20 protein-coding genes are annotated in these 24190 nt (G+C 46.0%); 10 read left to right on the plus strand and 10 right to left on the minus strand.

What is annotated here, in order from left to right:
- The first annotated feature begins 273 nt into the window (after window positions 1-273).
- Window positions 274-1512, plus strand: coding sequence for a thioredoxin family protein (locus DR864_RS08625; protein ID WP_162793655.1), 1239 nt, complete (start codon window positions 274-276; stop codon window positions 1510-1512).
- Between the two features lie 98 nt (window positions 1513-1610).
- On the opposite strand, the gene DR864_RS08630 is transcribed toward DR864_RS08625, so the two are convergent.
- From DR864_RS08630 to DR864_RS08640, 3 genes are all read right to left on the minus strand, one after another.
- The gene (locus DR864_RS08630) at window positions 1611-1922 is read right to left on the minus strand and encodes a hypothetical protein (protein WP_205319221.1); all 312 of its coding nucleotides are present in this window, start codon (window positions 1920-1922) and stop codon (window positions 1611-1613) included.
- 287 nt (window positions 1923-2209) lie between these two features.
- Window positions 2210-2530, minus strand: a complete 321-nt coding sequence (locus DR864_RS08635; protein ID WP_114066582.1) for a 2Fe-2S iron-sulfur cluster-binding protein — start codon at window positions 2528-2530, stop codon at window positions 2210-2212.
- A 21-nt stretch (window positions 2531-2551) separates the two neighbouring features.
- On the minus strand, window positions 2552-3556 hold the full coding sequence (locus tag DR864_RS08640; RefSeq protein ID WP_114066583.1) for an NAD(P)/FAD-dependent oxidoreductase: 1005 nt from the start codon (window positions 3554-3556) through the stop codon (window positions 2552-2554).
- 231 nt (window positions 3557-3787) lie between these two features.
- Here DR864_RS08640 and DR864_RS08645 point away from each other — a divergent pair, with 231 nt between their 5' ends.
- The 3 genes from DR864_RS08645 to DR864_RS08655 all read left to right on the plus strand — a co-directional run bounded on the left by DR864_RS08645 (window position 3788) and on the right by DR864_RS08655 (window position 7104).
- A complete protein-coding gene (locus tag DR864_RS08645) occupies window positions 3788-5095 on the plus strand; it encodes a DUF3472 domain-containing protein (protein ID WP_114066584.1) in 1308 nt (435 codons plus the stop codon).
- Window positions 5096-5128: 33 nt separating this feature from the next.
- Window positions 5129-6484 (plus strand): M20/M25/M40 family metallo-hydrolase, encoded by a 1356-nt coding sequence (locus DR864_RS08650; RefSeq protein WP_114066585.1) that lies wholly within the window; start codon window positions 5129-5131, stop codon window positions 6482-6484.
- A 68-nt stretch (window positions 6485-6552) separates the two neighbouring features.
- Complete coding sequence (locus DR864_RS08655; protein WP_114066586.1) at window positions 6553-7104, plus strand: DUF2911 domain-containing protein; 552 nt, start codon at window positions 6553-6555, stop codon at window positions 7102-7104.
- On the opposite strand, the gene DR864_RS08660 is transcribed toward DR864_RS08655, so the two are convergent.
- On the minus strand, window positions 7091-7816 hold the full coding sequence (locus DR864_RS08660) for a 3-keto-disaccharide hydrolase (protein WP_114066587.1): 726 nt from the start codon (window positions 7814-7816) through the stop codon (window positions 7091-7093). The two genes, DR864_RS08655 and DR864_RS08660, sit on opposite strands and share 14 nt — an antisense overlap.
- Window positions 7817-7893: 77 nt before the next feature.
- Window positions 7894-9267, minus strand: a complete 1374-nt coding sequence (locus tag DR864_RS08665) for a S41 family peptidase (RefSeq protein ID WP_114066588.1) — start codon at window positions 9265-9267, stop codon at window positions 7894-7896.
- 246 nt (window positions 9268-9513) lie between these two features.
- On the opposite strand from DR864_RS08665, the gene DR864_RS08670 reads away from it, so the two are divergent.
- The 5 genes from DR864_RS08670 to DR864_RS08690 all read left to right on the plus strand — a co-directional run bounded on the left by DR864_RS08670 (window position 9514) and on the right by DR864_RS08690 (window position 15694).
- Window positions 9514-9738, plus strand: coding sequence for a hypothetical protein (locus DR864_RS08670; protein ID WP_114066589.1), 225 nt, complete (start codon window positions 9514-9516; stop codon window positions 9736-9738).
- Complete coding sequence (locus DR864_RS08675; RefSeq protein ID WP_114066590.1) at window positions 9738-9986, plus strand: type II toxin-antitoxin system RelE family toxin; 249 nt, start codon at window positions 9738-9740, stop codon at window positions 9984-9986. The genes DR864_RS08670 and DR864_RS08675 overlap by 1 nt, the downstream gene beginning before the upstream one ends.
- Window positions 9987-10008: 22 nt before the next feature.
- Window positions 10009-13365 carry a preprotein translocase subunit SecA gene (gene secA / locus DR864_RS08680; protein WP_114070211.1) on the plus strand — a complete coding sequence of 1119 codons (3357 nt, stop codon included), beginning with the start codon at window positions 10009-10011 and terminating at the stop codon, window positions 13363-13365.
- Between the two features lie 260 nt (window positions 13366-13625).
- Window positions 13626-15266, plus strand: coding sequence for a M1 family metallopeptidase (locus DR864_RS08685; RefSeq protein ID WP_114070212.1), 1641 nt, complete (start codon window positions 13626-13628; stop codon window positions 15264-15266).
- A 35-nt stretch (window positions 15267-15301) separates the two neighbouring features.
- On the plus strand, window positions 15302-15694 hold the full coding sequence (locus DR864_RS08690) for a hypothetical protein (RefSeq protein WP_114066591.1): 393 nt from the start codon (window positions 15302-15304) through the stop codon (window positions 15692-15694).
- 184 nt (window positions 15695-15878) lie between these two features.
- Here DR864_RS08690 and DR864_RS08695 read toward each other — a convergent pair whose 3' ends face one another.
- The 5 genes from DR864_RS08695 to DR864_RS08715 all read right to left on the minus strand — a co-directional run bounded on the left by DR864_RS08695 (window position 15879) and on the right by DR864_RS08715 (window position 19936).
- On the minus strand, window positions 15879-16655 hold the full coding sequence (locus tag DR864_RS08695) for a glycosyltransferase family 25 protein (RefSeq protein ID WP_114066592.1): 777 nt from the start codon (window positions 16653-16655) through the stop codon (window positions 15879-15881).
- 79 nt (window positions 16656-16734) lie between these two features.
- Window positions 16735-17094, minus strand: a complete 360-nt coding sequence (locus DR864_RS08700) for a hypothetical protein (RefSeq protein ID WP_114066593.1) — start codon at window positions 17092-17094, stop codon at window positions 16735-16737.
- A gap of 54 nt (window positions 17095-17148) precedes the next feature.
- The gene (locus DR864_RS08705; RefSeq protein WP_162793657.1) at window positions 17149-17667 is read right to left on the minus strand and encodes a hypothetical protein; all 519 of its coding nucleotides are present in this window, start codon (window positions 17665-17667) and stop codon (window positions 17149-17151) included.
- Window positions 17668-17753: 86 nt separating this feature from the next.
- A complete protein-coding gene (locus DR864_RS08710; RefSeq protein ID WP_162793659.1) occupies window positions 17754-18629 on the minus strand; it encodes a DMT family transporter in 876 nt (291 codons plus the stop codon).
- 140 nt (window positions 18630-18769) lie between these two features.
- Window positions 18770-19936, minus strand: a complete 1167-nt coding sequence (locus DR864_RS08715; RefSeq protein WP_229599547.1) for a glycosyltransferase family 2 protein — start codon at window positions 19934-19936, stop codon at window positions 18770-18772.
- Window positions 19937-20234: 298 nt separating this feature from the next.
- Here DR864_RS08715 and DR864_RS08720 point away from each other — a divergent pair, with 298 nt between their 5' ends.
- Window positions 20235-24059 carry a carbohydrate-binding protein gene (locus DR864_RS08720; RefSeq protein ID WP_114066597.1) on the plus strand — a complete coding sequence of 1275 codons (3825 nt, stop codon included), beginning with the start codon at window positions 20235-20237 and terminating at the stop codon, window positions 24057-24059.
- The last annotated feature ends 131 nt before the right edge of the window (window positions 24060-24190 follow it).

Genomic DNA, 24190 nt, shown 5'->3' on the forward strand with positions numbered 1-24190 from the left:
GGGGTAATGACAGTAATTTCTCGTAAGGCAAAGATAGAAATTTACCAAAGACAGGCACCAGATCCATACTTTCTTTTTTTGGGAAAAAAATCCGAGGGCCGGGGCCACCGCGTACCGCTTACCTCCGCCCATCACCAGTTCTAATTAAACAGAATGGTACGTTATTTGATATAAATCCGTTAATTTTCCAGCACGTTGGCAAAGCATCACATTTTGTGCTTACAGAAACCGCTAATGCTGACCCGAATCCATTTTATCATTTGTTCTATTCTCATGAAATCTACGTTGTTTTCCCTTGTTTTTTCCCTTTTGTTTTTTCCAGTTTTGAGTCAGGGTATCAAATTTGAAGAAGGTAATTTTCAGCAATTGGTCAACTTGGCCCGTCAGCAAAACAAGCTGTTGATGGTAGAAGTGTACCTCAACGGTTGTCCTCACTGCGCAGCGCTGGCCCCAGTATTGCAGGAAAAAAAGGTCGGTGAGTTTTTCAATCCTGCCTTTGTGAGTAGTAAAATAGAAGCCAATTCGCCCATTTCTAAGGAATTACAACTACAAAAGGGCATTACTTATCCCGAATTTCCCCTGCTTTTCTTTTTTGATACCAACGGCCAATTGATTCACCAAGCAGCTCCTGCTGAGCGCCCCAACCGAGCCGAATTTATTACCGAAGTCATTAAACACGGCAACGAGGCACTCACCCCTACGCTACGCACGGGCAACTACGCCGCCCGCTACGCCAAAGGCGAACGGGGACTGGAGTTTCTGGTCAATTACGGCAAATATGCCAAAGCCACCAAAGACATAACGCGCCAAAGTCAAATCGGTAACGATTTTGCCAAGTTGCTCACCAAACCCGCCGACATGGAAAGCGCCAACGGTTTTTACATTATTTCACGGTTAATCAACGACTTCCAGAACCCGCTGGCGAAACATTTTTTTGCCAACCTACCCAAATATCAGAAATACAATAACTCCGAAAATCCAAAAGCGGTCAAAGACGCCGCCGAAGCCATCATTTACAACACACTTTACGGGCCGCGTACCAACAGCCTCAAGGCGTCGGAAGTGGTGGCCATGCGAGAAGCCATGATTAAACTCGGCAATCCCGCCAAAGTCGTTGCTCCGCGCACGCTGCTGAAGGAGTTGGAAGCCCATTTTCGCGAAAAAAATACCCCAGCCGCCACTGCCCGCTTCAATGAATACCGTAAAATTGCGACGATGGACTTTCTGGATTACTCCTACATTGTTCGTCTTTTCAACGAAAAAGCCACCGAAAACTCTTACGTACCTTCGCTGATTTTGTGGGTAAATGACGGGGCTAAATTATTTAAAACCTCCAACACCAACCATACCAAAGATAAGCTAGCCGACTTGTACAATGATTTGTCAAAAGCCTACGTCAAAATTGGGAAAAAGGCCGAAGGCAAAAAGGCAGCTCAGGAAGCCCTGACGATTGCGAAGGCCGCCAAAATTGACACAAAACCTTACGCCGACCAGTTGGCAAAATGCAACTAAACTTGCCCTTTTTTCCAAAGAAAAGCGTCGCCATCTAATCATGGCGACGCTTTTCTTTGGAACCTTAAACTGGTGGATGATACTGCTGAAAGTTCGGATTAAAGAATCAAAATCAGCAACAAAACAATGATAATAATGGCCCCAACAGAAAGATAAACGCCGTTGTAGCTCGCCATTGCTTTTTTGATTCCCTTCACTTCCTTCCGCACGGCTTTGCGCTCGCTGCGGGTCAAATTGTCGGGTTCCATTGCTTTAATTTCTTCCAAACGTTTCATCATTGCCTCCGCTTGCGCGGGAGTCATTGTTGACGTCGAAGTTTTCTCTGAGCCAGAGCTAGCCGAGTAGCCGTTAATCGTCATTCCAATCGTCATTAAAAGAACAGGTACGAGGTTTTTTAGTAATGCCTTCATTGTTGGATAGCGTTTATAATGAGTGGAAAGATTAAAAAAAACAGGCCCTTTAACACAGGAAGGTTTTGACGTCACCACACCCTGCTTGTTAAAAACATGTTAAGACGTATATACGATTAAAGTGACCAACGTAGCAGGCATTGTGCACAATTTTAGGAAGTATTTTACAAAACACGCACTACACTTTGATAATGAGCTACTTACCCAAATTTGTTTTAGAAAATAGCCATAAAAAAAATACTCCCTCACCGCGAAGTGGTGAAGGAGTAAGACGATAGCAGGAAATATTAATGCTCTTCGCCGCGAATCTTGAAAGTTGTGCCTACCATGGTTTCATCCACGCGCAACTGACACGCCAAACGGCTGCACGAAGTGGCCGAAGGCAGGGTGTCCAAAATGTCCAGTTCGGCATCGCTGACGGGAGCCAGGCTGTCGCCACCGTCCAAAATTTCGACGTGACAGGTAGCGCACAGCGCCATGCCACCACAGGTAGCCAAGATATTGTACTCAGAGGCCTTTAAGACTTCCATTAAATTTAAGCCGATGCCTTCAGGAATTTCGAGCGTCTGACGCTCTCCTATTCCATCTTCTATGGTGAATTGTATCATTTTTTTGTATCAGTAAGGTAGTTAAAAAGCGTTCACCCCGTTGACCGTCGTATATTTAAAACTGAGGTGTTGGTTGGGATAAACGAACTTAAAGGCGCTTTGGCACATCATAGCCGCTTCGTGAAAGCCCGTCAAAATGAGTTTGAGTTTCCCAGGATAGGTGTTGATGTCGCCAATTGCGTAGATACGCTCCACATTGGTGGAATAGTCAAAGGTGTTTACCTCAATCGCTGATTTATTGATGTTCAGCCCCCACTCAGCAATCGGCCCCAATTTGGGACTTAAGCCAAACAGCGGAATAAAATAGTCGGAAGGTACCGCATAGCTATTTTTATCTTTGCCCGCCACCACAACTTCTTTCAGGTGTCCATTGCCGTTCAAACTCACCACATTTGATTGTAAAATGAGGTTAATTTTACCCTGTTCAGCCAACGCAAACACTTTTTCGGCCGAGTCAGGCGCCCCTCTGAACGTATCGCTACGATGAATCAAGGTAGTGGTCTTGGCGATGTCGGCCAGATACGCCGTCCAGTCCAACGCCGAGTCGCCGCCGCCCGCAATCACAATTTCTTTGTCTCTGAATTTTTCGGGATTTTTCACCATGTAGGCTACGCCTTTTCCTTCAAAATGCTCCAAGCCAGCAATCTCTGGTTTGCGGGGCTCAAAGCACCCCAATCCGCCCGCAATGACCACCACCTGGCAATGCACTTCGGTAGCATCCGACGTCTTGACAATCATTGAACCATCTTCCTGTTTATCAATTGTTTCGACCCGTTCGCCCAAGGTAAAACTGGGATTAAATGGCGCGATTTGCAGCATTAGATTATCCACCAACTCCTGCGCCTTGATGGTGGGATAGCCCGGAATGTCATAAATGGGTTTTTGGGGATAAATTTCTGATAACTGTCCCCCTATTTGCGGCAACGCATCAATCAGATGACACCGCATTTTCAATAATCCTGCTTCAAACACGCTGAACAAGCCAACGGGCCCCGCGCCAATGATGCATATATCTGTAGTAATCATAACCTTTGGTAATTATTCGTGCGTTTAATCAATGAGAACTTATTCGATTACATTTTGTGCCTTATTTCTCAATTCGTGCCCAAAAGTAAATTATAGTTGATTCACGCGCCAATCATAAAAACCTATGTTTTATAACCAATGGTTATAATGACACGTAACAGGCAATTTAAGTCCATTAGTTTTATCAACAAACAGCCTTTCTTTGTAAGAACTAAAACAACTTCTTCCCTGATGACATTTCCCTCTAAATTCATTTATTTCATCTTTGCTGTCTTCTTCATCAGTGGCGGGGTAGCTTCGCAAACGATTCCCAATGGCCACGAAGCCAATAAACAAACTATCCCTATCGGCGGAAATGCGTGGCTCATCAACGCCAATAAATCGGAGAAGATAACCAAAAATGGGTTTGAACAATGGGCAAATCCCTCAACCGTTTGTCGAACATTTTTGAGGGTAAATCAGCCAGGGAAATTGAAGGTTTCCGTCATGATTACCGCCAACGGAGAAAGTAAAGCCACCGTTACGGTGGCGGGCAAAACGCTACCCGTTATGGTTACTTCTGAAGGAACGCAGGAATATTTTGTTGGCGAATGGGTGATAAAAGAACCTGGCTATTTAAGCATTGATTTACAAGGTATTTCTAAAACAGGGGCCACGTTTGGCGCGGCACAAAGCGTCGGTGTGAGCGGTAGCGCTGTCAATGCCGAAACTGTTTTTGTGAAAAACAATGTGGGCGAATATTTTTATTGGGGACGCCGTGGGCCATCCGTCCATTTGAATTACCCCCTACCCGCCAATGAAGATATTGAATGGTTTTACAATGAACTTACCATTCCCCAAGGTCAGGACGTCATCGGCTCTTATTTTATGGCCAATGGTTTTAAGGAAGGGTATTTTGGCATTCAGGTCAATTCTCCCACCGAGCGGCGGGTTCTGTTTTCGGTATGGAGCCCCTTCGAAACCGACAACCCCAAAGCCATTCCTGACGAACAAAAAATAGTGATGCTCAAAAAAGGGGCCGATGTATACACGGGCGAATTTGGCAACGAAGGTGCAGGCGGACAGAGCTACCTGAAGTACAACTGGAAGGCGGGAAACACTTACAAATTTTTGCTACAAGGCAAACCCACGGCCAACAATTACACTACTTATACTGCTTACTTTTTTGCGCCCGAAGAAAATAAATGGCGATTGATTGCAAGTTTCAACCGCCCAAAAACGTCTACCTATTTAAAATCTTTGCACTCATTTCTGGAAAATTTCATCCCCGAAACTGGTAACAGCAGCCGAATGGGCCTGTACAGCAACCAATGGGTCCGTACCACATCGGGGCAATGGAAAGAACTCACTGAAGCCAAATTTACGGGCGACAACACCGCCCGCAAAAACTATCGAAAAGATTATGCGGGCGGTCTTTCCAACGGTAGCTTTTACCTGCGCAACTGCGGTTTTTTCAACGATTTTGTCCCGCTCGACGGCACATTTAGGAGGGATGCCGCAAATAGAATTCCAACGATTAACTTTTCGGCGCTGCCATAAGTTACTTTGTCATCAACCTTCTAATCAAACCGTATGAAAAGAACAACTACCCTCCTCCTATTCTGCACCCTTTTTGCATTTAATGGTTCTGCTCAACAGGTCATCCAGCGCGACCCGATGATTTCGGCCATGCTGGCGGAGGTATCGCCCGACAGCCTGCGCAGTCACATCGACAAACTCGTTAGTTTTGGCACCCGCCACACCATGAGCACCGTCACCGACCCCAAACGCGGGATTGGCGCGTCAAGAAAATGGGTATTGAGTCGTTTCAATGAATTTGCCAAACAATCGGGCGGACGCATGACCGCCACCATTGATACATGGATGCTCCAACCCGACGGGCGGCGTGTGGATCAACCGCAGGAAATCGGCAACGTAATGGCAACCCTCAAAGGCACCGACCCCAACGACGACCGTATTTTCATGGTCAGCGGGCACATTGACAGCCGCGTAAGCAACATCAGCAATCGCGAATCCGACGCTCCTGGGGCCAACGACGACGGTAGCGGCACGGCAGCCGTGATTGAATTGGCGCGTGTGATGAGCAAATATTCCTTTCCAGCCACCATCATTTTTGTGGCCGTAAGCGGAGAAGAGCAGGGTTTATTGGGGGCTAATCATTTGGCCGAGCGTGCTGTAAACGAAAAATGGAACCTCGAAGCATTGCTCAACAACGACATCATGGGCTCCAACCACAGCCCCGACACCCGCCTGATTGACAACACCAAAATCCGAATTTTTAGCGAAGGTTTATCAGGCTTTGAGACCGACAAACGCGCGGCGGGCGTTCGGCAATACGGCGCCGAAAACGACGGTAAAGCCCGTACATTGGCCCGTTACGTGAAAGAAGTGGGCGAACGGTATGTCGATAATCTGGAAGTACGGCTGATCTACCGCAACGACCGCTACCTGCGCGGCGGCGACCATACGCCGTTTGTCAACCGCGATTTTGCGGCGGTACGTATCACCGAAATGAACGAAAATTTCAACAATCAACACCAAGATTTGCGTACGGAAAAAGGCGTAGAATACGGCGATTACGCCAAAAACATGGACTTTGAATATTTGCGTAAAAACACTTGCCTCAATTTAGCATCGCTGGCCAACTTAGCCAAAGCACCCGCTATGCCCCAAAACGTAACGCTCGAAGCCCGCAATCTCACCAATACCACCTCTCTCTTTTGGCAAACTCCAAAAGCTGGCAAAGTGAAAGGCTACTACGTACTTATGCGCGAAACGCACATGCCGTTTTGGCAAAAGAAGTTTTTTACCGACAAAAACGGCCTAACCTTACCGTATTCCAAAGACAATTACTTTTTTGCAGTTCAGGCCGTGGACGAAGAAGGGCACGAAAGCCTGCCCGTGTTGCCGCGTCCAAGTATGCGATAGTCTGTAAATGAAAGGTTTAAGAATCTTTATACCCACAAACTAGAAACCACTTAATTCTCACAAATACAATGAAAAAGACCACCCTCATTTATTGCATGCTAAGTTTACTCGCATTAGGAGCCTACGCGCAGGGTTTCAGAGCGGTTGACAAAAGTTCGTTGGATTATGCTTATTTCCCTGACCATTTTGCCCACGACCGCAAAGATGGTGAAAAAGCCCTCGTGCGTGTCACTTATAGCCGCCCTGCTAAAAATGGCCGTGAAGTGTTTGGCAAACTGGTTCCTTACGGTAAAGTATGGCGGACGGGCGCAAACGAAAACACCGAGATTAAGTTTTATCAAGACGCCACCATTCAAGGCAAAAAAGTGAAAGCGGGTACGTATTCACTCTTCACTATCCCTGGAGAAACCGAGTGGACCATCATTCTGAATTCTGACCTCGATTATTGGGGCGCCTTTAAATACAAAGAAGCCAACGATGTGGCACGCTTTACGGTGCCTTCAAAGAAATCGACAGATGCTCCGCTTGAGCATTTTTCCATCCAATTCCCCAAAGGCACCGACGCCATCCTGCGCATGGGCTGGGATAATACAATTGTGGAAGTTCCTATAACTTTCTGAGTTTGAGATTGCGGTACCAAACCGTGCTGCCCCAATCTTGCAAACCCAACAATCCAGTAAAGACGCCCTGAGCAATCGGGGCGTTTTTTAATCCGCTACCCGCCACGCGCTGCTTCCAATCAGCGCTTGTCAAATCGTGTTCTTGCACCACAAAACCGTTGAGCATTACGGTCAATTTCTTTTTTCGAACGCTAAACACCACCGAATTCCATTCGCCCACGGGGTTTATTTCTCTGATACGGGCGTTGGCAACACCAAAAAAATCGCCTGCTCGGTGTTTGTTCTCCGCCGCTCCTTCGTAGATTTTATCGTCAAGTACCTGCAATTCCAGCCCCGTATCGTGCATATTTTTGTATTGAGCGGCTTCTTTGACAAAAAAGAAAATACCACTGTTGGCCAACGGGCTTACTTTCCAATCGGCCTTAAATTCAAAATCGCCAGTGATAGGCACTTCGCTTACAATATCGCCGCCGTTGGGCGCTTTGTTTCCGGCACGTTGGGGAACGTTTAGTTTTAACGCGCCCTGCTCCACAATCCATGCCGAGCCAATGCCCTTGGCTCCGTAAGAATGCCAACCGCTGACGTCCTTGCCGTTGAAAAGCAACTGCCAGCCCTCTTTTTTCTCCTGTGCCGAAAGCGTATTGGGAGATTGGGCGTTAGCAAAAAAGGCAGCAAGTACAAAAAAGAAAATAGAGGCTGTTTGTTTTAACATGGTAAAAGGCGTTTAGTGTCTTGGCTTACAGAAGGATTTAAAGGGTTTCAACTACTTTCTTTTTCAGCGTAAACCGATTAATTTCCCTGTAAATATTCCACCGCCCGAGCCGGCCATTCGTATTCCGGCAACAGAATTCGTATCTCTGGTTTAATACCCGTTCGATCAATTGGCTCCGTGTCGGTCCAGGGAGATTTTACCATAGGAATCACACATTTAAAGTCCCGACAAGGCAAGTCCGCTGGTCCACGTAAATCTCCGTAGTCCATCATTCCCATCGTAAATCCGCCCATTGTTGTTACTTTCTTAAAATTTTTGACAATTTGAAGAGAATATTCGGTTGCGCTGCCGCACTGATCATTTTGAAGTATAACCACCTTTTTCGGATTGGGCAGCGGTTCATACTGTAATGAAAGGTCGGGTTGAGAAACTAGTTTACCTACATTCTGACGAAGTCTTCTGACCAGCACTGTGTCTCCTGCATAATCAGACTCAAACGCCCGGTTGTTATCTTCGGACGACTTCATCAAGCCCCCTTTGACTACAAACGGCTCCGAACACAGATAAGGCAACAGCACTTCCATGCCAATGTTCCCGCCTCCGTTGTGGCGTACATCTACAATCAAATAGGGGGTAGCACGTATAAGCGAATCATATTTATTTACAAAACTTTCCAGCTGATTTCCCTGCATACCAAAGGTTGGGATTTTGAGACAAACCACACTGTCGGTCATTTTGTAGCACATCAGGCCCTTGCCGTTATTTTTCCATGCCTCAAATTCCCGCTGCTCGGCCAAGTCGGGCTGATGAGGATACTGCCGCATCCAGGGGCCGTAGTTATAGAACAGGTTTTTGTAATGTTTTCCGCGACTTTTGGCACTCAATAAGGCATTCCCCAACGATTCGACCTCATAAAAACCCCCTTTGTTTTGTAGTCTGTAATACAACTGCCCGGGTTTGAAGTTGGAATCACTGCTTTGAATCACTAATGCTTTAAAGATGCCAGGGCGTTTACCGTCTTTTAAGATTGCCAGTTTTTTTTCTCCAGAAGGCTCAATCCAAATGCCTTCTGGGCTGTCAATGGAAGCATTCCTGAGCAGTTGCCGTGCATCTTTTTCGGTAAAGAATTCATATATACGCGTAAAATCATCTGGATGGTAATCACCAATTTGCAAATGTTTATCCTCAAAAAAATTGACATAACGTGCCAATAACTTAAAACACGCACGTCGATCAGGAGATTTAGAAGCCAATGCACGCAGCTCCTGAACCATACGCCCGTAATGGCTCCTCGTTTTCTCGTTGACTTTATCTTCATACCCTGCATAATTGAGACCAATTTTATTCCTCAGAGAATCAAGAGAAGAAAGACAGGTACAGTCAGATTGGGCAAAGCCCAGAAAATGAATACTAAAAAAAAGAACAATACTTATCCATATGCCTTGTTTCATGATGAAAAATACGCTGTTTTTAGGTGTATGTGTATATAATAAGTTTGGGCTTCCCAATTCCTACTAAAAGCACAATACCACTACTTTTTTTTAACTTTATATATCAGAAAACATCCCCTGATTGTGCATTGGCAACCTGTCAGCCAGCTTTTGTTTCACTGCCATTTTGTCCTAATAAAATATTGTAGCGCGAATATTGTTATTAAACTATTGACAAAAAGCTAACTTTGCGAAAAAAACAACGGCATGGGCGCGATATTGGTGAAACCAGCTAACGAAGAAGAATATCAGTTGATAACGCAGTTACTCAAAAAGATGCGGGTTAAGACTGAGAACTTCAGCGAAGATGACATTGAAGATATTTCGGCTTACGATAAAGCCATACGACGCATTGCCAAGGGAGAAGATACTTTTCTGCCGGCAGATTCTGTTTTCGAACAAATTGAAGCAAAACGCAAAAAGAGTTCTTAATGTATCAGGTCCTTATCAGCAAACGAGTTGCAAAACAAATCGAAAAGATAAAAGACCCTGATTATTCAAGGATAAAAAAAGGGATTCTTGATTTAGCGATTAATCCCCGCCCCGCTGGCTTTAAGAAATTGGAAGGAAGAGCTGCATATCGAATTAGACAAGGTAATTATCGCATTATCTACGACATAAAAGACAAAATCAGAATTGTCGATATTTTAGATGTAGGTGATCGAAAAGAAATTTATTAAACAAGAAACACAGTATTTTGAAATGATAAAATTCCTCACTAAAAGTTTTACGGGATTGTTCGGAACGAAGGCAGACCGCGATTTGAAAGAACTCTCCCCTTACGTAGAAAAAGTAAATACTGAATTTGCTAAACTGCGTAACCTCAGCCACGACGAACTGCGTAATGCGACCCAAGAACTCAAAACATACATTGCGGGCCAGCTTAAAACCATAGATGATCAAATCGCCGCTTTGCGCCAACGCATCACCGACGATGTCGAGATGGATGTCGACGCCAAAGAAGAGATTTTCAAGCAAATTGACGCCCTAGGCTTAGAGCGCGACAAAGAACTGGAAAAAGTTCTGCTGCACATTCTGCCCACGGCTTTCGCCATTGTAAAAGAAACGGCGCGACGCTTTACTGAGAACGAATCCATCGAAGTGACGGCATCGTTTATAGACCATGAGTTGGCGGCAAAGAAAAACCACATCACCATCAACGGCGAAAAAGCCATTTGGAACACCACTTGGGACGTGGCCGGCCACCCTATCAAATGGAACATGGTTCACTATGATGTTCAAATCATCGGAGGAACGGTGCTACACCAAGGAAAAATCGCCGAAATGGCCACGGGAGAAGGTAAAACGCTCGTTGCTACCTTGCCTGCGTTCCTGAATGCCCTTGCGGGTCAGGGAGTACATATTGTAACCGTTAACGACTATCTAGCCCGTCGCGATAGCGAGTGGAACGGTCCTTTGTTTGAATTTCACGGGTTGCGCGTCGATTGTATCGACCGCCACCAGCCCAATACCTTTGCGCGTCGTCAGGCGTACTTGGCCGATATTACCTACGGAACCAACAACGAATTTGGCTTTGACTACCTCCGCGACAACATGGCCCACAGCCCCGAGGAATTGGTACAGCGCAAGCACCATTTTGCGATGGTCGATGAGGTTGACTCCGTGTTGGTCGACGACGCCCGTACGCCACTCATCATCAGCGGTCCAGTACCGCGCGGCGACGAGCAGGATTTTGCCGAACTCAAGCCCCGCGTGGCGCGCATTGTGGAAGCCCAAAAACGCCTCGTAACGGATTTGCTCAACGAAGCCAAAAAGAAAATTGCGGCTGGCGACAAGAAAGAAGGTGGTTTGGCATTGTTCCGCGCCCACCGTGGTTTTCCAAAATATAAACCACTCATTAAATTTATGAGTGAAACGGGCATGAAAACCCTGATGCAGGAAACCGAAAAGATCTATTTGGCCGAAAACCAAAAATTGATGCCGCAGGCCGATGCTCCGTTGTATTTCACGATTGAAGAAAGAAACAATAGCATTGAGTTAACGGAAAAAGGATTAGACTATATTACTGGTGAAAGCGAAGACACTGCATTTTTCGTCATGCCAGACTTATCCATTGAGTTGAACATCATTGATAAAGACCCTGAACTTAACGACCAGCAGAAACTGATTCGCAAAGAGGAAGTCATTCGTGACTATTCAATCAAAACGCAGCGGGTCCACACGATTCAGCAGTTGTTGAAAGCCTACTCGCTTTTTGAGAAAGATGTGGATTATGTGATTATGGACGGAAAGGTAAAAATCGTGGATGAGCAAACGGGCCGTATCATGGAAGGCCGCCGTTGGTCAGACGGTTTACACCAAGCGGTAGAAGCCAAAGAAAACGTAAAAGTAGAAGACGCTACCCAAACCTACGCCACCGTAACGCTGCAAAACTACTTCCGTATGTACCACAAACTTTGCGGTATGACGGGTACGGCCGAAACCGAAGCGGGAGAATTCTGGACGATTTATAAACTGGACGTGGTCAGCATTCCGACCAACATCCCAGCCGTTCGGAAAGACGAGGAAGACAAAGTGTACCGTTCGGTACGCGAAAAATACAACGCTGTAGTAGACGAAATCGTCGAACTCGTTGGCAAAGGACGTCCAGTACTGGTGGGTACGACTTCGGTCGAAAACTCGGAGTTATTGAGCCGTATGCTTACCCTACGCAAGATTCCACACCAAGTATTGAACGCCAAGCAACACCAACGCGAAGCCGAGATTGTATCGGAAGCAGGAAAGCCCGGCACCGTGACCATCGCTACCAACATGGCAGGTCGAGGTACCGACATCAAGCTGACCGCCGAGTCGAAAGCAGCGGGTGGATTGGCCATCATCGGTACGGAGCGCCACGAAAGCCGCCGTGTTGACCGTCAGTTGCGCGGACGTGCCGGTCGTCAGGGTGACCCAGGTTCGTCGCAGTTCTTTGTGTCGTTGGAAGACGGCCTGATGCGCATGTTCGGTTCTGACCGGATCGCGGGCGTGATGGATCGCATGGGTCTGGAAGAAGGCGAAGTGATTCAGCACTCTATGGTGTCAAAATCCATTGAGCGAGCACAGAAGAAAGTCGAAGAAAACAACTTCGGAACGCGTAAACGATTATTGGAATATGACGACGTCATGAACATGCAACGCGAAAATATCTACAAACGCCGCCGCAATGCCCTATTCGGCGACCGTTTGGCCATTGATATTGCCGACACCATGTACGACGTAGCCAACGAAGCCTTGGCCAATACCGAAGATAATTACGAAGAGCTTGAATTGGCGGCCATCACCAATTTTGGAATTGAGCCTCCATTTACCCGCGAAGAATACGCCAAGCTCAAGCCAGAACAACGTACTCAGCGCCTTTACGACGCGGCAGAAAAGCACTATCTGACCAAAAACAAAGTCATTGCCGAGCAAGTATTGCCCGTGTTGAAGCAAATATCAGCCGAGCGTGGCGCCACCATCAATGAGATTGTCATTCCGTTTACGGATGGTATCAAGGGAACCCAAATCGGCGTGAATCTCCAAAAAGCCATCGAGACCAATGGCCGTGAAATTATCCACGAAATGGAGAAATTTGTGGTACTTTCGCTCATCGATCAAGAGTGGAAAGAGCACCTGCGCGACATGGACGATTTGAAGCAATCGGTACAAAATGCCGCCTACGAGCAGAAAGACCCCTTGTTGATTTATAAATTCGAATCTGTAGAGTTGTTCAAACGACTGATGACCAAAGTGAATTTTGAAACCATCAGTTTCTTAATGAAAGCGCACATACCGCAGGAGGAAGCACCGCAGCAGGCTCCTCGCCAAACGCGCCGCACTGAGCCACAATTGCAGACCAACCGCCACGACGACGAAACCGAAGAAGAAACCCCTGGAGGCGGGCCCAATGCCTACGCCGCCCGTCAGGCAGAAAAGCAAGCACCTGTGCGTACCATCAAAATTGCCGACCGGAACCAAAAAGTAACGGTGCAATACCGCGATGGTCGCGTGGTAAAAGATGTGAAATACAAAAAAATAGAACACGAGATAGAACGCGGCGATTGTGTCGTAATTGCCTAGTAATCTTATAGTTACATTTAATTAATATTCTTTTTGAATAGCAAACGCAAAAAAATTCAAAAAAAAAATAAAAATAAATGTAACCAATCACATCACTCAGCGTCTTAACCATAGAGTTTTTCATAACGTTGAGTAAAGATTTAAAATCCGATTGGGCTTCCCGTTCGGATTTTTTTTGTGCCCTGAAAACGGTATTATTGTCCGACCAAAACAATCATCAACACCTAACACCCAAAAAGGCTTTTAATCTACCGTTTCCTATGAAAGTCCTCTACACCTTTGCGCTTGTTTTTTTACTTCAGCTTGCCGCCTCTGCTCAAACCTATATTTTTACCCATGATGATACGCTTCGTGGCAGTATTACCAAAGAACGCGCTTGGTGGGATTTGCAGTTTTATCACCTCAATGTCCGCGTTCAACCCCAAGATAGCACACTCAACGGCAGCGTAACAGTACGCTACAAAGTACTCCAACCTTACCAAACTCTCCAAATTGACTTACAACGTCCGATGAACATCAGCCGTGTTACCCAAGACGGGCAAACGCTCTCTTTTCGCCGCGACGGCAACGCTTTTTTCATTGATTTAGTCAAAAAACAGGAGACCCAAAAACAAGAATCGCTGGTCATTGAATATAGCGGCCGCCCACATGTGGCCAAACGCGCCCCGTGGGATGGCGGATTTTCGTGGAAAAAAGACAAAGATGGATTGCCTTTTGTGGCTACTTCGTGCCAAGGATTGGGCGCCAGTGTCTGGTGGCCCTGCAAAGACCACATGTACGATGAGCCCGACAGTATGCGCATCAGTGTGACAGTGCCTAAGCCCCTAATGGATGTTTCAAACGGACGATTGCGGAGCATCACCGAAAATTCCGACGGTACGCGCACCTTTGATTGGTACGTTCAAAACCCCATCAATAACTACGGCGTTAATGTCAACATTGGCAACTACGTGTCCTGGACGGATACGCTGAATGGCGAAAAAGGTACGCTGGATTTATCGTTTTACGCACTCGCCGAAAACCTCGACAAAGCCAAAGCCCAATTTCAGCAGACGAAACCCATGCTTCGCGCTTTTGAACATTGGTTTGGCCCTTATCCTTTTTATGAAGACAGCTACAAGCTCGTTGAGGTACCTTACTTGGGCATGGAGCATCAAAGCTCGGTCACCTACGGCAACGGATACAAAAATGGTTATTTGGGTCGGGATTTATCCGCCACTGGCTGGGGCCTAAAATGGGATTTTATTATTATTCATGAATCTGGACATGAATGGTACGCCAATAATATTACCTACAAAGACCAAGCGGATATGTGGATTCACGAGAGTTTTACCAACTATTCCGAAAATCTGTATACCGAATATTACTACGGCAAAGAGGCAGGTAGCGACTACGTGATTGGCTGCCGTAAATTGATTCGCAACGATAAGCCTATTATTGGCACCTACAACGTAAACCGCAGTGGCTCAGGCGATATGTACTACAAAGGCGGCAATATGCTGCACACGATTCGTCAAATCATCAACAATGATGAGAAATGGCGCGGCATCTTACGCGGAATGAATAAAACGTTTTATCATCAAACCGTTACAACCCAGCAAATTGAGGACTACATCAGCAACGAAGCGGGTATCAACCTGAGCAAAGTTTTTGACCAATACCTGCGCGATATTCGGATTCCGGTGCTTGAGTATCGCATCGAAAAAAAGAAACTTTCATACCGTTGGAACAACGTAGTGGAAGGATTTGACATGCCAATCAAGTATAAAGCTGAAAACGGCGAATGGAAAACCCTGAAACCGACGACTGAATGGAAGTCTATAAAAGTTAAAAAATCATCCGCGCTTGACGTAGACCGAGGATTCTATATAGAAGTCAAAAAAATCGCTTCTGATTCGTAAAGCGTTGATTTGTCGACACTTATTTCGTACACATTATGGTTGACACAACAATTCAAGATAAACTTTTGAGGCTTGGTTATTCACAACTCTGGCTTGACAACGGCATATTGACAATTGATAGCTTAAACCAACAGATGAAAGAATTAGAATTAGGAGAAGATGACAATATAGAACATTATCGCTACCAGACATTTATTAACTACTTCGCCTCACAAGCTTTCTTTGATAATCATTCTTTAAAACAAATTTTAGAAATTCTGCAAAGTGATAACGACAAGACAATGGCTGGCTCTGCAACAGTTGGCTTATTAAGAAAATCAAGTTTGACAGATGAGCAGTTTAACACAGTTGCCGACTTCTTAAAAACATTCGGTGACTGGGCAACAAAACAAGTTAACAGAGCTAAACAAAAAAGAGTAAAGCCTTAATTCGACACCCGCACGGCATTGGCATTAGGCGCGAGACACTTTGTAAGAGGCTGTGTTAGTTGTTGCTGAGTCGCCCAACGCCAATGCTGAAACGAAAAAAGGGAAAATCGTACTCACATCGCCGAATAGCGAATGGGTTTGATTTCCCTTTTCCTAGACCAGATTCCTCCTAATTTACATTTTTCTACGACCAAATGTAGGAATCTGCGTTAGCGTGGCCCCTCGCAAAATCTTCCTGGTCAAAAAAAGTGGGGCGGCAAATAAAGGCGGCAAGATTACCTCTGATTACCTCATGCGTCATCAGCTCATCGGCTCTTGAATAAATGGGGGTTTGTGCTTTCAGCAGTTTTTCAGCCGCTGATTTTGACACAGCATACGCGTGCGTACAATCGTGCAAACCAGCAATGCGTAAATTGGTAGAGTAAGGTTTAGGATATAAATTATTGACGTGGTGGCGGGTGAGCCACTTGTAAGCTCGGAAAGTTGCCAACAATTTATAGAACTGCTTTTTACGCCAATGTTTGGGCGTTATTTCTTCATTTTTCAAAAAACCCAGATACACCAACTCCCAATGTTCGGGCAGTTGATTCATTGTCGTACGCAGTAGTTCTAGCATCTGAAGTTTAGGCACCACGTCGTCTTCAAAAATCAGCACGCGTTCGTGGCCTTCTTGTACAATTTTTTCGTAAAGATTTCGGTGCGACCAAGCGCAGGCGATTTCACCCAACGATAATTTGCTGTGCCTATGACGATTGAATTTTACCGCTTTGGCTTCATCATACACCCCCGACTTGATGGAGTCTGCGAGGGTAAAATCCTTTTTATCTACCGCCCAAAAGAGCTCATAGTTTAACCCCTCAAGGTGCTGTTTTACAGCCTCCTGTCGGTCAGTGGCCCGCCTTAGCGTAACCACAAAAACTCGGTCAAAATAACCGTTCAAAAATTCGTAGACTGATTTCATTCCTGACCAATAAAGTGTGAAATAATGAGTCTGCACCCGAGGGCGGCAAACCTTTCAAACAGTCAGAAATGGTGATGGATTAAACGTAGGCGGGCACGTTGTAAATACGCTCGTAGAGCAGGCTATTCAGTTCAAGCATAAATTTAGTCCCTTCCAGCAATTCACGCAAGTGGACCAAATCACAAAGGGTTAATTTCAGCGAAAGATTTGCTTGGGGAGCCTCAATGACTTCAAAATCATATTCGTCCGAAAGGTTGAAAATCATCGCGTGTAAATCTACATTGTCGACTTTCTGCTTAAAATTCAGAAAATCGTTGATTCTGAAAGCCATTTTATACCCTGCAAATTCTACCATAATTCGAGCCGAACGATCACATTGATAGGTCGTTCCTTTTGAATTGGTGTAAAGTTCGTTTATGTAGGTTGCTTCACTAATCATCACGGCAAATATACGCGATTTTATGCTCTTTATTTAGAGTCAATCAAAATAAACCTAAAAACTTGGTGTTTTATCGGCCAATAGTACCGTATCGGCCACGGCACCAGTGCGGGGCGCGCCTGCCTCAATCCAACGTCGAATAAATTCAATCTGCCCCTTGTAAAGAGCTTTTCCGTTTAGGGGCATGGGCGTACCGTAGCTTTTGCCGCCGTGGTGCGCGCCGCCTTCCCAATTAAGTTTATGAAAAAGTAAACTTTGCAGTGAAAAATACGGCAAGACACGCTTCAACTTATCTTCCACCGCATTTTGATTTTTAGGGTCTTTGTTGAATAAATAATCGTAGGATTTACCCGTGGCAAGCACTAAACCGTGTTGACTGAAAGTAGATTCCTGCTCCGAAGCATGGCAACCCGAAGTGGCACAGGTAGGTGTAAAAATACGTTCCTGAATTAACTCAAACGAGGCTTTTGCAACGGGCGCCGTTGTTGGCTCTTCGTTTTTCTTGCAGGCATTGAAGGTCATCCCAACGATTCCTGTAAGCAATATAGTTAGCAGTAAAGGTCTGATGCTCATACCACAGTTTTTTTAATGACCATTATGATTAAAAAGTAAACGAAAATGCATTCTTTTTGTTACACCCTACTTCTTATCCCTTCTCCTTACTTCATCGTCGTCAGTAGTACCCCCGCCAATACCAAAACCCCTCCGATGATGGTTGTCAATGTCAGTTCTTCTCCCAAAAGCGTAACGGCAATAATGGCCGCAAAAACGGGGGTCAAGTTTCCTACGACGGCGGCTTTGGTAGCGCCTATTTTTTGAACGGCTTCATAATACCAAATAAACCCCAGCGCGGTGGCGGTCATTGCCATGTACACTACCGCCGCCAATGCCTGCCAACTTGCTTGTTCCAAACGTTCGATTAATCCATGTTGAAGTGCAGGGATAAACAACAAAACCGCGCCAATCAGCGCCGAGAAAGAACTAAGCGACAGCGCAGGAATGGTTTTCAGCGCTACTCGGCCAATGAGCGTATAAACCGTCCAACTCAAAACACAGCCCATGATGAGCAATTCGCCCAACCCCCAGGTTGTGTTGGAAAGAAGGGATGAAAAATCACCGCGAGCAAGCACAACAGCCGCCCCAAAAATAGACAACGCAATGCCCGCCCATTTGATAACAGACACCTGCTCCCCTAAAAAAAGCCAACTTCCCAGCGTAATCGTAATGGGCGCAAAGGCAATTACGAGCGAGGCTCGTACCGTAGGCATATACTGAATACCACTGAAAAAGAACAAGTTATATAAAAACACCCCCATTAGTGCAGAGATAAACACCAACCCCCATTGCTTGGGGGTAAGAGAAGGAATTTTGCCGTTGGTTTTGTAAAGATAAGCCATCAATAGCATCGCTCCGATGACAAACCGCAGGAAGGCCGTTGAATAAGGTCCTAAAGATTGAACGGCGATTTTGCCCGCCGCGAAATTAGTGCCCCAGAAAAAAACGGTAGCGATGAGTTTAAAGTAGGTAAGACGCATGAACAAACGATAAAAGAGGCTTTCTGAAATGTACTGTTTAAAGTACAAAAAAACACCGCCCGAAAGTTCAATGCTACCCGCAAATGAAACCTTGAAATAAGTGCCCTTTGAACGAATTTACCCAACTATCAAAGCCTTTCCTACGGCGTTTTTGTTTCGGTTTCTCCGTGGGGAGTTGGCAAAAAGCTTTTACTGGCGGCCTTGATATTGAGCAGTGAGCGCACCATTCGGAAAATCAATTGAAATAGGAGAAGAAAATCTTTGGCAGAAATTTTCTTCCAAAGATACCCCGGAATAGAAATAGCAAGGGTAAAAGCAAGAACGCCCAGCAGGCTCCCCATCGTGACTAAAATCGGAATATTTAAGAATACCAAACCAATCAATACGCCCAGTCCTAAAACCGCCAGCAACAACGTACGCGGCATAATCAATCCTTTTAGGTAAGCGTTGAAGGCATGGAAATTTCCTTTAAACAACTGCGCGAATCCAGTCGTAAAATAAAACTTAATAAAGTGAATCTGGGCCGCAATCCACCGAGAGCGCTGCCGCTCAAAGACCGCTAGGTTTTGTACTTTTTCATCATAAATGTATGCGTCCTTCAGGTATGCAATATGAAAACCATCCAACAATAGATTCATTTCCAACTCTTTATCATACCCTCCAATGGTTTGGAGGCGACTCATTCCGTGCATCATTGCATCGGGCACGAACGCCATCCCCGACCCGATCAACGAAGCCGACATGCCCAACGCCCGTTGGCCCGCGCGAAAAAGATGGTTGTTGACTTCTTCGTTCATCGCATCAAAAACCGCCACACTGGTATTGGTATTTTTGGCCACCCGATGCCCCTGTACTACTTTCCAGCCTTGGTCAAAGGCCAAATTGATGCGTTGCAAAAAATCGGGGCGCATGTGATTGTCGGCGTCGGAGACCATCACAATATCATAGGTATTTCGGGGAAGTTGGTGCAGCGCATACGCAATTGACTTTTGCACCGTAGATTGCTCAAACTCTACCGTAATGACTTTAATGGGATAAGTCGCCAGTTTTTGGAGGGTTTCGGGCAAAAAAGAATCTGCAATGACAAACAAATCAAAATTACTTTTTGGATAGTCAAGTTGAAGGTTCGCTTCCACCGAATCAATAATCACTTTATCTTCTTTGTAGGCTGGAATCAGCACCGCGATTTTTCGTATCAGCGTAGGTTTGGTTGAAATAGAAACATCGTCAGCTTTGCCTAAACGACCCGCAACCGCCGACAACAATAAATACAAAACATTAAATACCAAATAGATAACTATTGGCATTAGGAGAAAATATCCAAAAAATTGCATTAGGAAGATTGTATTTTCGGTGGAAATAAAACGTTTTTTTTCAATCGTTGAATAGTCATGGCAAAATACACTTAATGTATTTCAAAAAAAACTAACCGCTCTAATAAAAAGGCGTAAAAAAAGCCAAGCTTTCAATACAATTATTCCTAAAAGTTATATTTCTAATTGTTTGAGTACAACAATGACTCTAATCTTTTGATATTATTTTAATTATTTTTAACTAATATGCCAATTATATTAAGTACTACAACTCCAACGTTTACGAAGCTTTATGAAAAAACTCTATCTAAATGTACTCCTGCTGTTATTAACCATAAGCGTTTTCGCTCAGAAAGCCATTCCGGGCAAAATTGAGGCTGAAGCATACGATGCCATGAGCGGCATTGCAACTGAAAACACCCAAGATACTGGCGGTGGCCTAAATGTAGGCTGGATTGAAGACAACGATTGGATGGATTATAATGTCAATGTTCCAGTCAGCGGGACGTATAAGTTCAGTTTCAGAACCGCCAAGGGATTTGGCGATGGCACCCTTGAAGTAAGAACAACCAATGGCACAGTGCTGGGTTCGGTCGTTTTGCCGTTTACTGGCGGCTGGCAAGGATGGGGGACATCGAGCATCATTATTCCGCTCACGGCCGGACAACAAACCTTACGTATTTACGCCAAATACGGCTCATGGAACTTCAACTGGTTTGAAGTAGAAAAATACAACGCCATTCCGGGCAGAATCGAAGCCGAAAACTATGATGTCATGAGCGGCATCAATACCGAAAACACCCAAGACACGGGCGGCGGTTTAAACATTGGCTGGATTAACGACGGAGACTGGATGGACTACACGGTCAACGTGGCCGCTTCAGGAATTTATACCTTCGGTTTTAGGGTGGCCAAAGGATACGGCGACGGTACCATTGAAGTAAAATCTGCCACTGGCGCGGTACTTGGCTCCATTGTGTTGCCCTACACGGGCGGGTGGCAAGGATGGGCCACGGCCAAGGTTTTTATTCCACTCACCGCTGGCCAACAAACACTGCGCATTTATGCCAAGCATGGCGACTGGAATTTCAACTGGTTTGAGGTCACGGGCAGCCGACCGATTCTTGGAAAAACCGAAGCCGAAGACTACGACGTTGTCAGCGACGTAAAACCCGAAAATACCCAAGACGTAGGCGGGGGATCCAATGTAGGTTGGATTGATGACAACGATTGGCTCGATTATCACTTCAGCGTCGACGAAGCCGCCACTTATAAGTTTACTTTCCGCATCGCCAAACCTTACGGAGATGGCAAACTCGAACTCCGAAACGCTTCAGGCGGCGTTTTAAGTGCCCTTACCCTGCCTGTTACGGGAGGCTGGCAAACCTGGGATACAGTCAGCACTACAGTTGCGCTGCCAGTAGGGAAGCAAATTATTAGAATTTACGCCGTTAACGGCAGTTGGAATTTTAATTGGTTTAACGTAACGAAAGGGGCTAATACCCAGATTCAATCGGTCATTAATTTTGGAGCTTTACCCCAAAAAACAGTCGGTGATGCGCCTTTTGATTTGGTCGCCTCCAGTAACCAGAACCAAACGCCCATTACTTTTACTTCTTCCAACCCAGCGGTTGCTTCGGTATCCAACGTCTCTGGTGTTTGGAAAGCCACCATTCTGACGGCGGGTACGACCACCATTACGGCTTCACAGGCTGGCAATACCAGCTACCTGTCAGCAAATAATGTTAACCAAACCCTAACCGTTGTTACCGCTACTCCACCGCCGCCGCCCTATACTGGGGTTAAAATTCCGATTCAAGCCGCCCGCTGGTATCAGCTCAATAACGCGCCCAAAGGTTTGGAAGGCTTATTTGACAACGTGACCGACGTGACCGTGCATACTGGCTACAGCAAAGTGTTGGAGAATTATGATGCTTACTACCCACTTTTGGAAGGCGAACAAATGACAATTGACCGTATCAAATTCTTTGACGGAGAAGGCTCTTTTGCCGACAAACCCATGACGCTCTCGATTATCACCAGCGATTGGCGGCGGATTCCTGTTGCTACGTTTACGGGAGAAGTGTATAACGGCTGGGTAGGTCCCTATTCAGGCCGCTCTACCACGGGCGATGCGAAATTCAACTTAGATTCTGCCATTACCAATGCGCGTTATTTGGTCATCAACGCCTGGTGGGGTTATCCTACCGAAATAGAATTGTACGGTGCTTATACGCCGCCGTCGGCCACATCAAACGGCCCTTACCGCCAAAAATCCATTAAATTGAAGGAAATGATTGGCGTCAACGCGTTTGAGTGGGATTTTGAGGAAGCTTGGGACAACCGTATCAGTGAAACCAAACTGAAGGCCATGAAGACCTTCGGCGGAATACGCCACTACATCGACTGGGAAAAACTAGAACCCAACGAAGGAGGTTATACCTTCAACCCCACCCACAGCGGCAGCTGGGATTATGACGGCCTCTATACACGCCTCAAAGCTGAAGGCATGGAGGTATTGGCCTGTATCAAAACCATTCCACCGTGGATGACCGCTACCTATCCCGAAGGAGAAAGAGACTCAGAGAATGTTCCGCTACGGTACGGCAAGAATTTTTCGGACCCACTTTCGTACATAGAACAGGCAAAAGTCGCATTTCAGTATGCCGCTCGGTACGGAAACAACCCCAATGTCAACCCCGCCTTACTGAGTGTGGATACCCGCCAGCGCTGGAACGGCGACGGCATCAACGAAGTCAAAATCGGGTTGAACCTCATCAAATACATCGAGTGCGACAACGAGCGCGATAAGTGGTGGAAGGGCCGTAAAGCCTACCAAACAGGCCGCGAATACGCCGCCAATTTATCCGCTTTCTACGATGGACATAAAAACACGATGGGTCCTGGCGTAGGCGTAAAAAACGCCGACCCTTCTATCAAAATTGTCATTGCGGGATTGGCGTCTCCCTTTATCGGGGTTGATTACATCAAAGGAATGATTGACTGGTGCAAAGAATTTCGCGGGTACCGCCCTGACGGAAGCGTCAACTTGTGTTGGGACGTGATTAACTACCATTTTTATCCCGACAATGCGTCTTCTACGCAAGACGGGACTGGCACACGCGGCGTAGCGCCAGAAGTATCAACGGCGGGGATAGTGACCGAAAAATTCATCCAATTGGCCCAAAAAGAATCGCAAGATATGCCTGTCTGGATGAGCGAAACCGGCTATGACGTCAATCAAGGAAGTCCGCTTAAAGCCATTGCCATCGGCAATAAGTCGGTCTTACAGACCCAAGCCGACTGGATATTGAGAAATGCCCTTTTCTACGCCCGAAAAGGTATCGAACGGGTTTATTTTTACCAAACTTACGACTACGATATCAATAATCCTACGCAATTCGGTTCTTCTGGGCTACTCAACAACAACCAAACACGCAAACCAGCGGCGGATTTTCTGTACCAAACCAACCGTCAATTCGGGCAGTATACGTACAAAGAAACCCTCCAAAACAACCCCATCATCGACCGCTACGAGCTCAACGGTAAATCGGCGTATGCGCTGGTTATTCCCGACGAAACAGGTCGTACGGGCTCGGCAACGTTAAATTTGGGAAGCGCCACCTCGGCCAAAATCTACACGCCAACCATCGGCCGCGACACCATGAACGTAGAATTGGTCAGCACCACGCAGGGGCAATTGACCGTCACCGTGACTGAAACGCCTATTTTTATTGTAGCCTCCGACCAAGTAGTCAGTAGCACCACCGACTCTACATCGACTCCAATAGCCCGCATTGGCGACAAAACCAACGCCACCTTTGCCCCGAAAGAGTTAGTTGCCGAAAACGTTAAACTACACGACATCGTCACCGTCTACCCTAACCCATCCACCGATTACGTATTGGTTTCGTTTGAAAGTACCAGTCGGGAAAAATTGCAGGTCCGCATTTTCAACGCCAATCTGGGCATCCTCCACCGTGAAGCAACGTTCACTAAAACGGCAACTTCATTTTCCGAAAGGGTGGACGTGTCAAATTTACTGCCTGGTGCTTACATCATCGAGATTCAGCAAGGCAACCAACGCGCCTTCCGTAAAATCGTAAAAGCGCCTTAATATTTAGTACGTACCACCAAAAACCCCCGCGAAGCGTTTCTTGGCGGGGGTTTTTAGTGGTAAAAAGCTATTTATCTTACACAAAAACAAGTTTTGAGAAACTTGCTACACTAATCCGAAAACCTGCTTTG

The sequence above is a fragment of the Runella rosea genome (genome assembly GCF_003325355.1).
GTDB lineage: Bacteria > Bacteroidota > Bacteroidia > Cytophagales > Spirosomataceae > Runella > Runella rosea.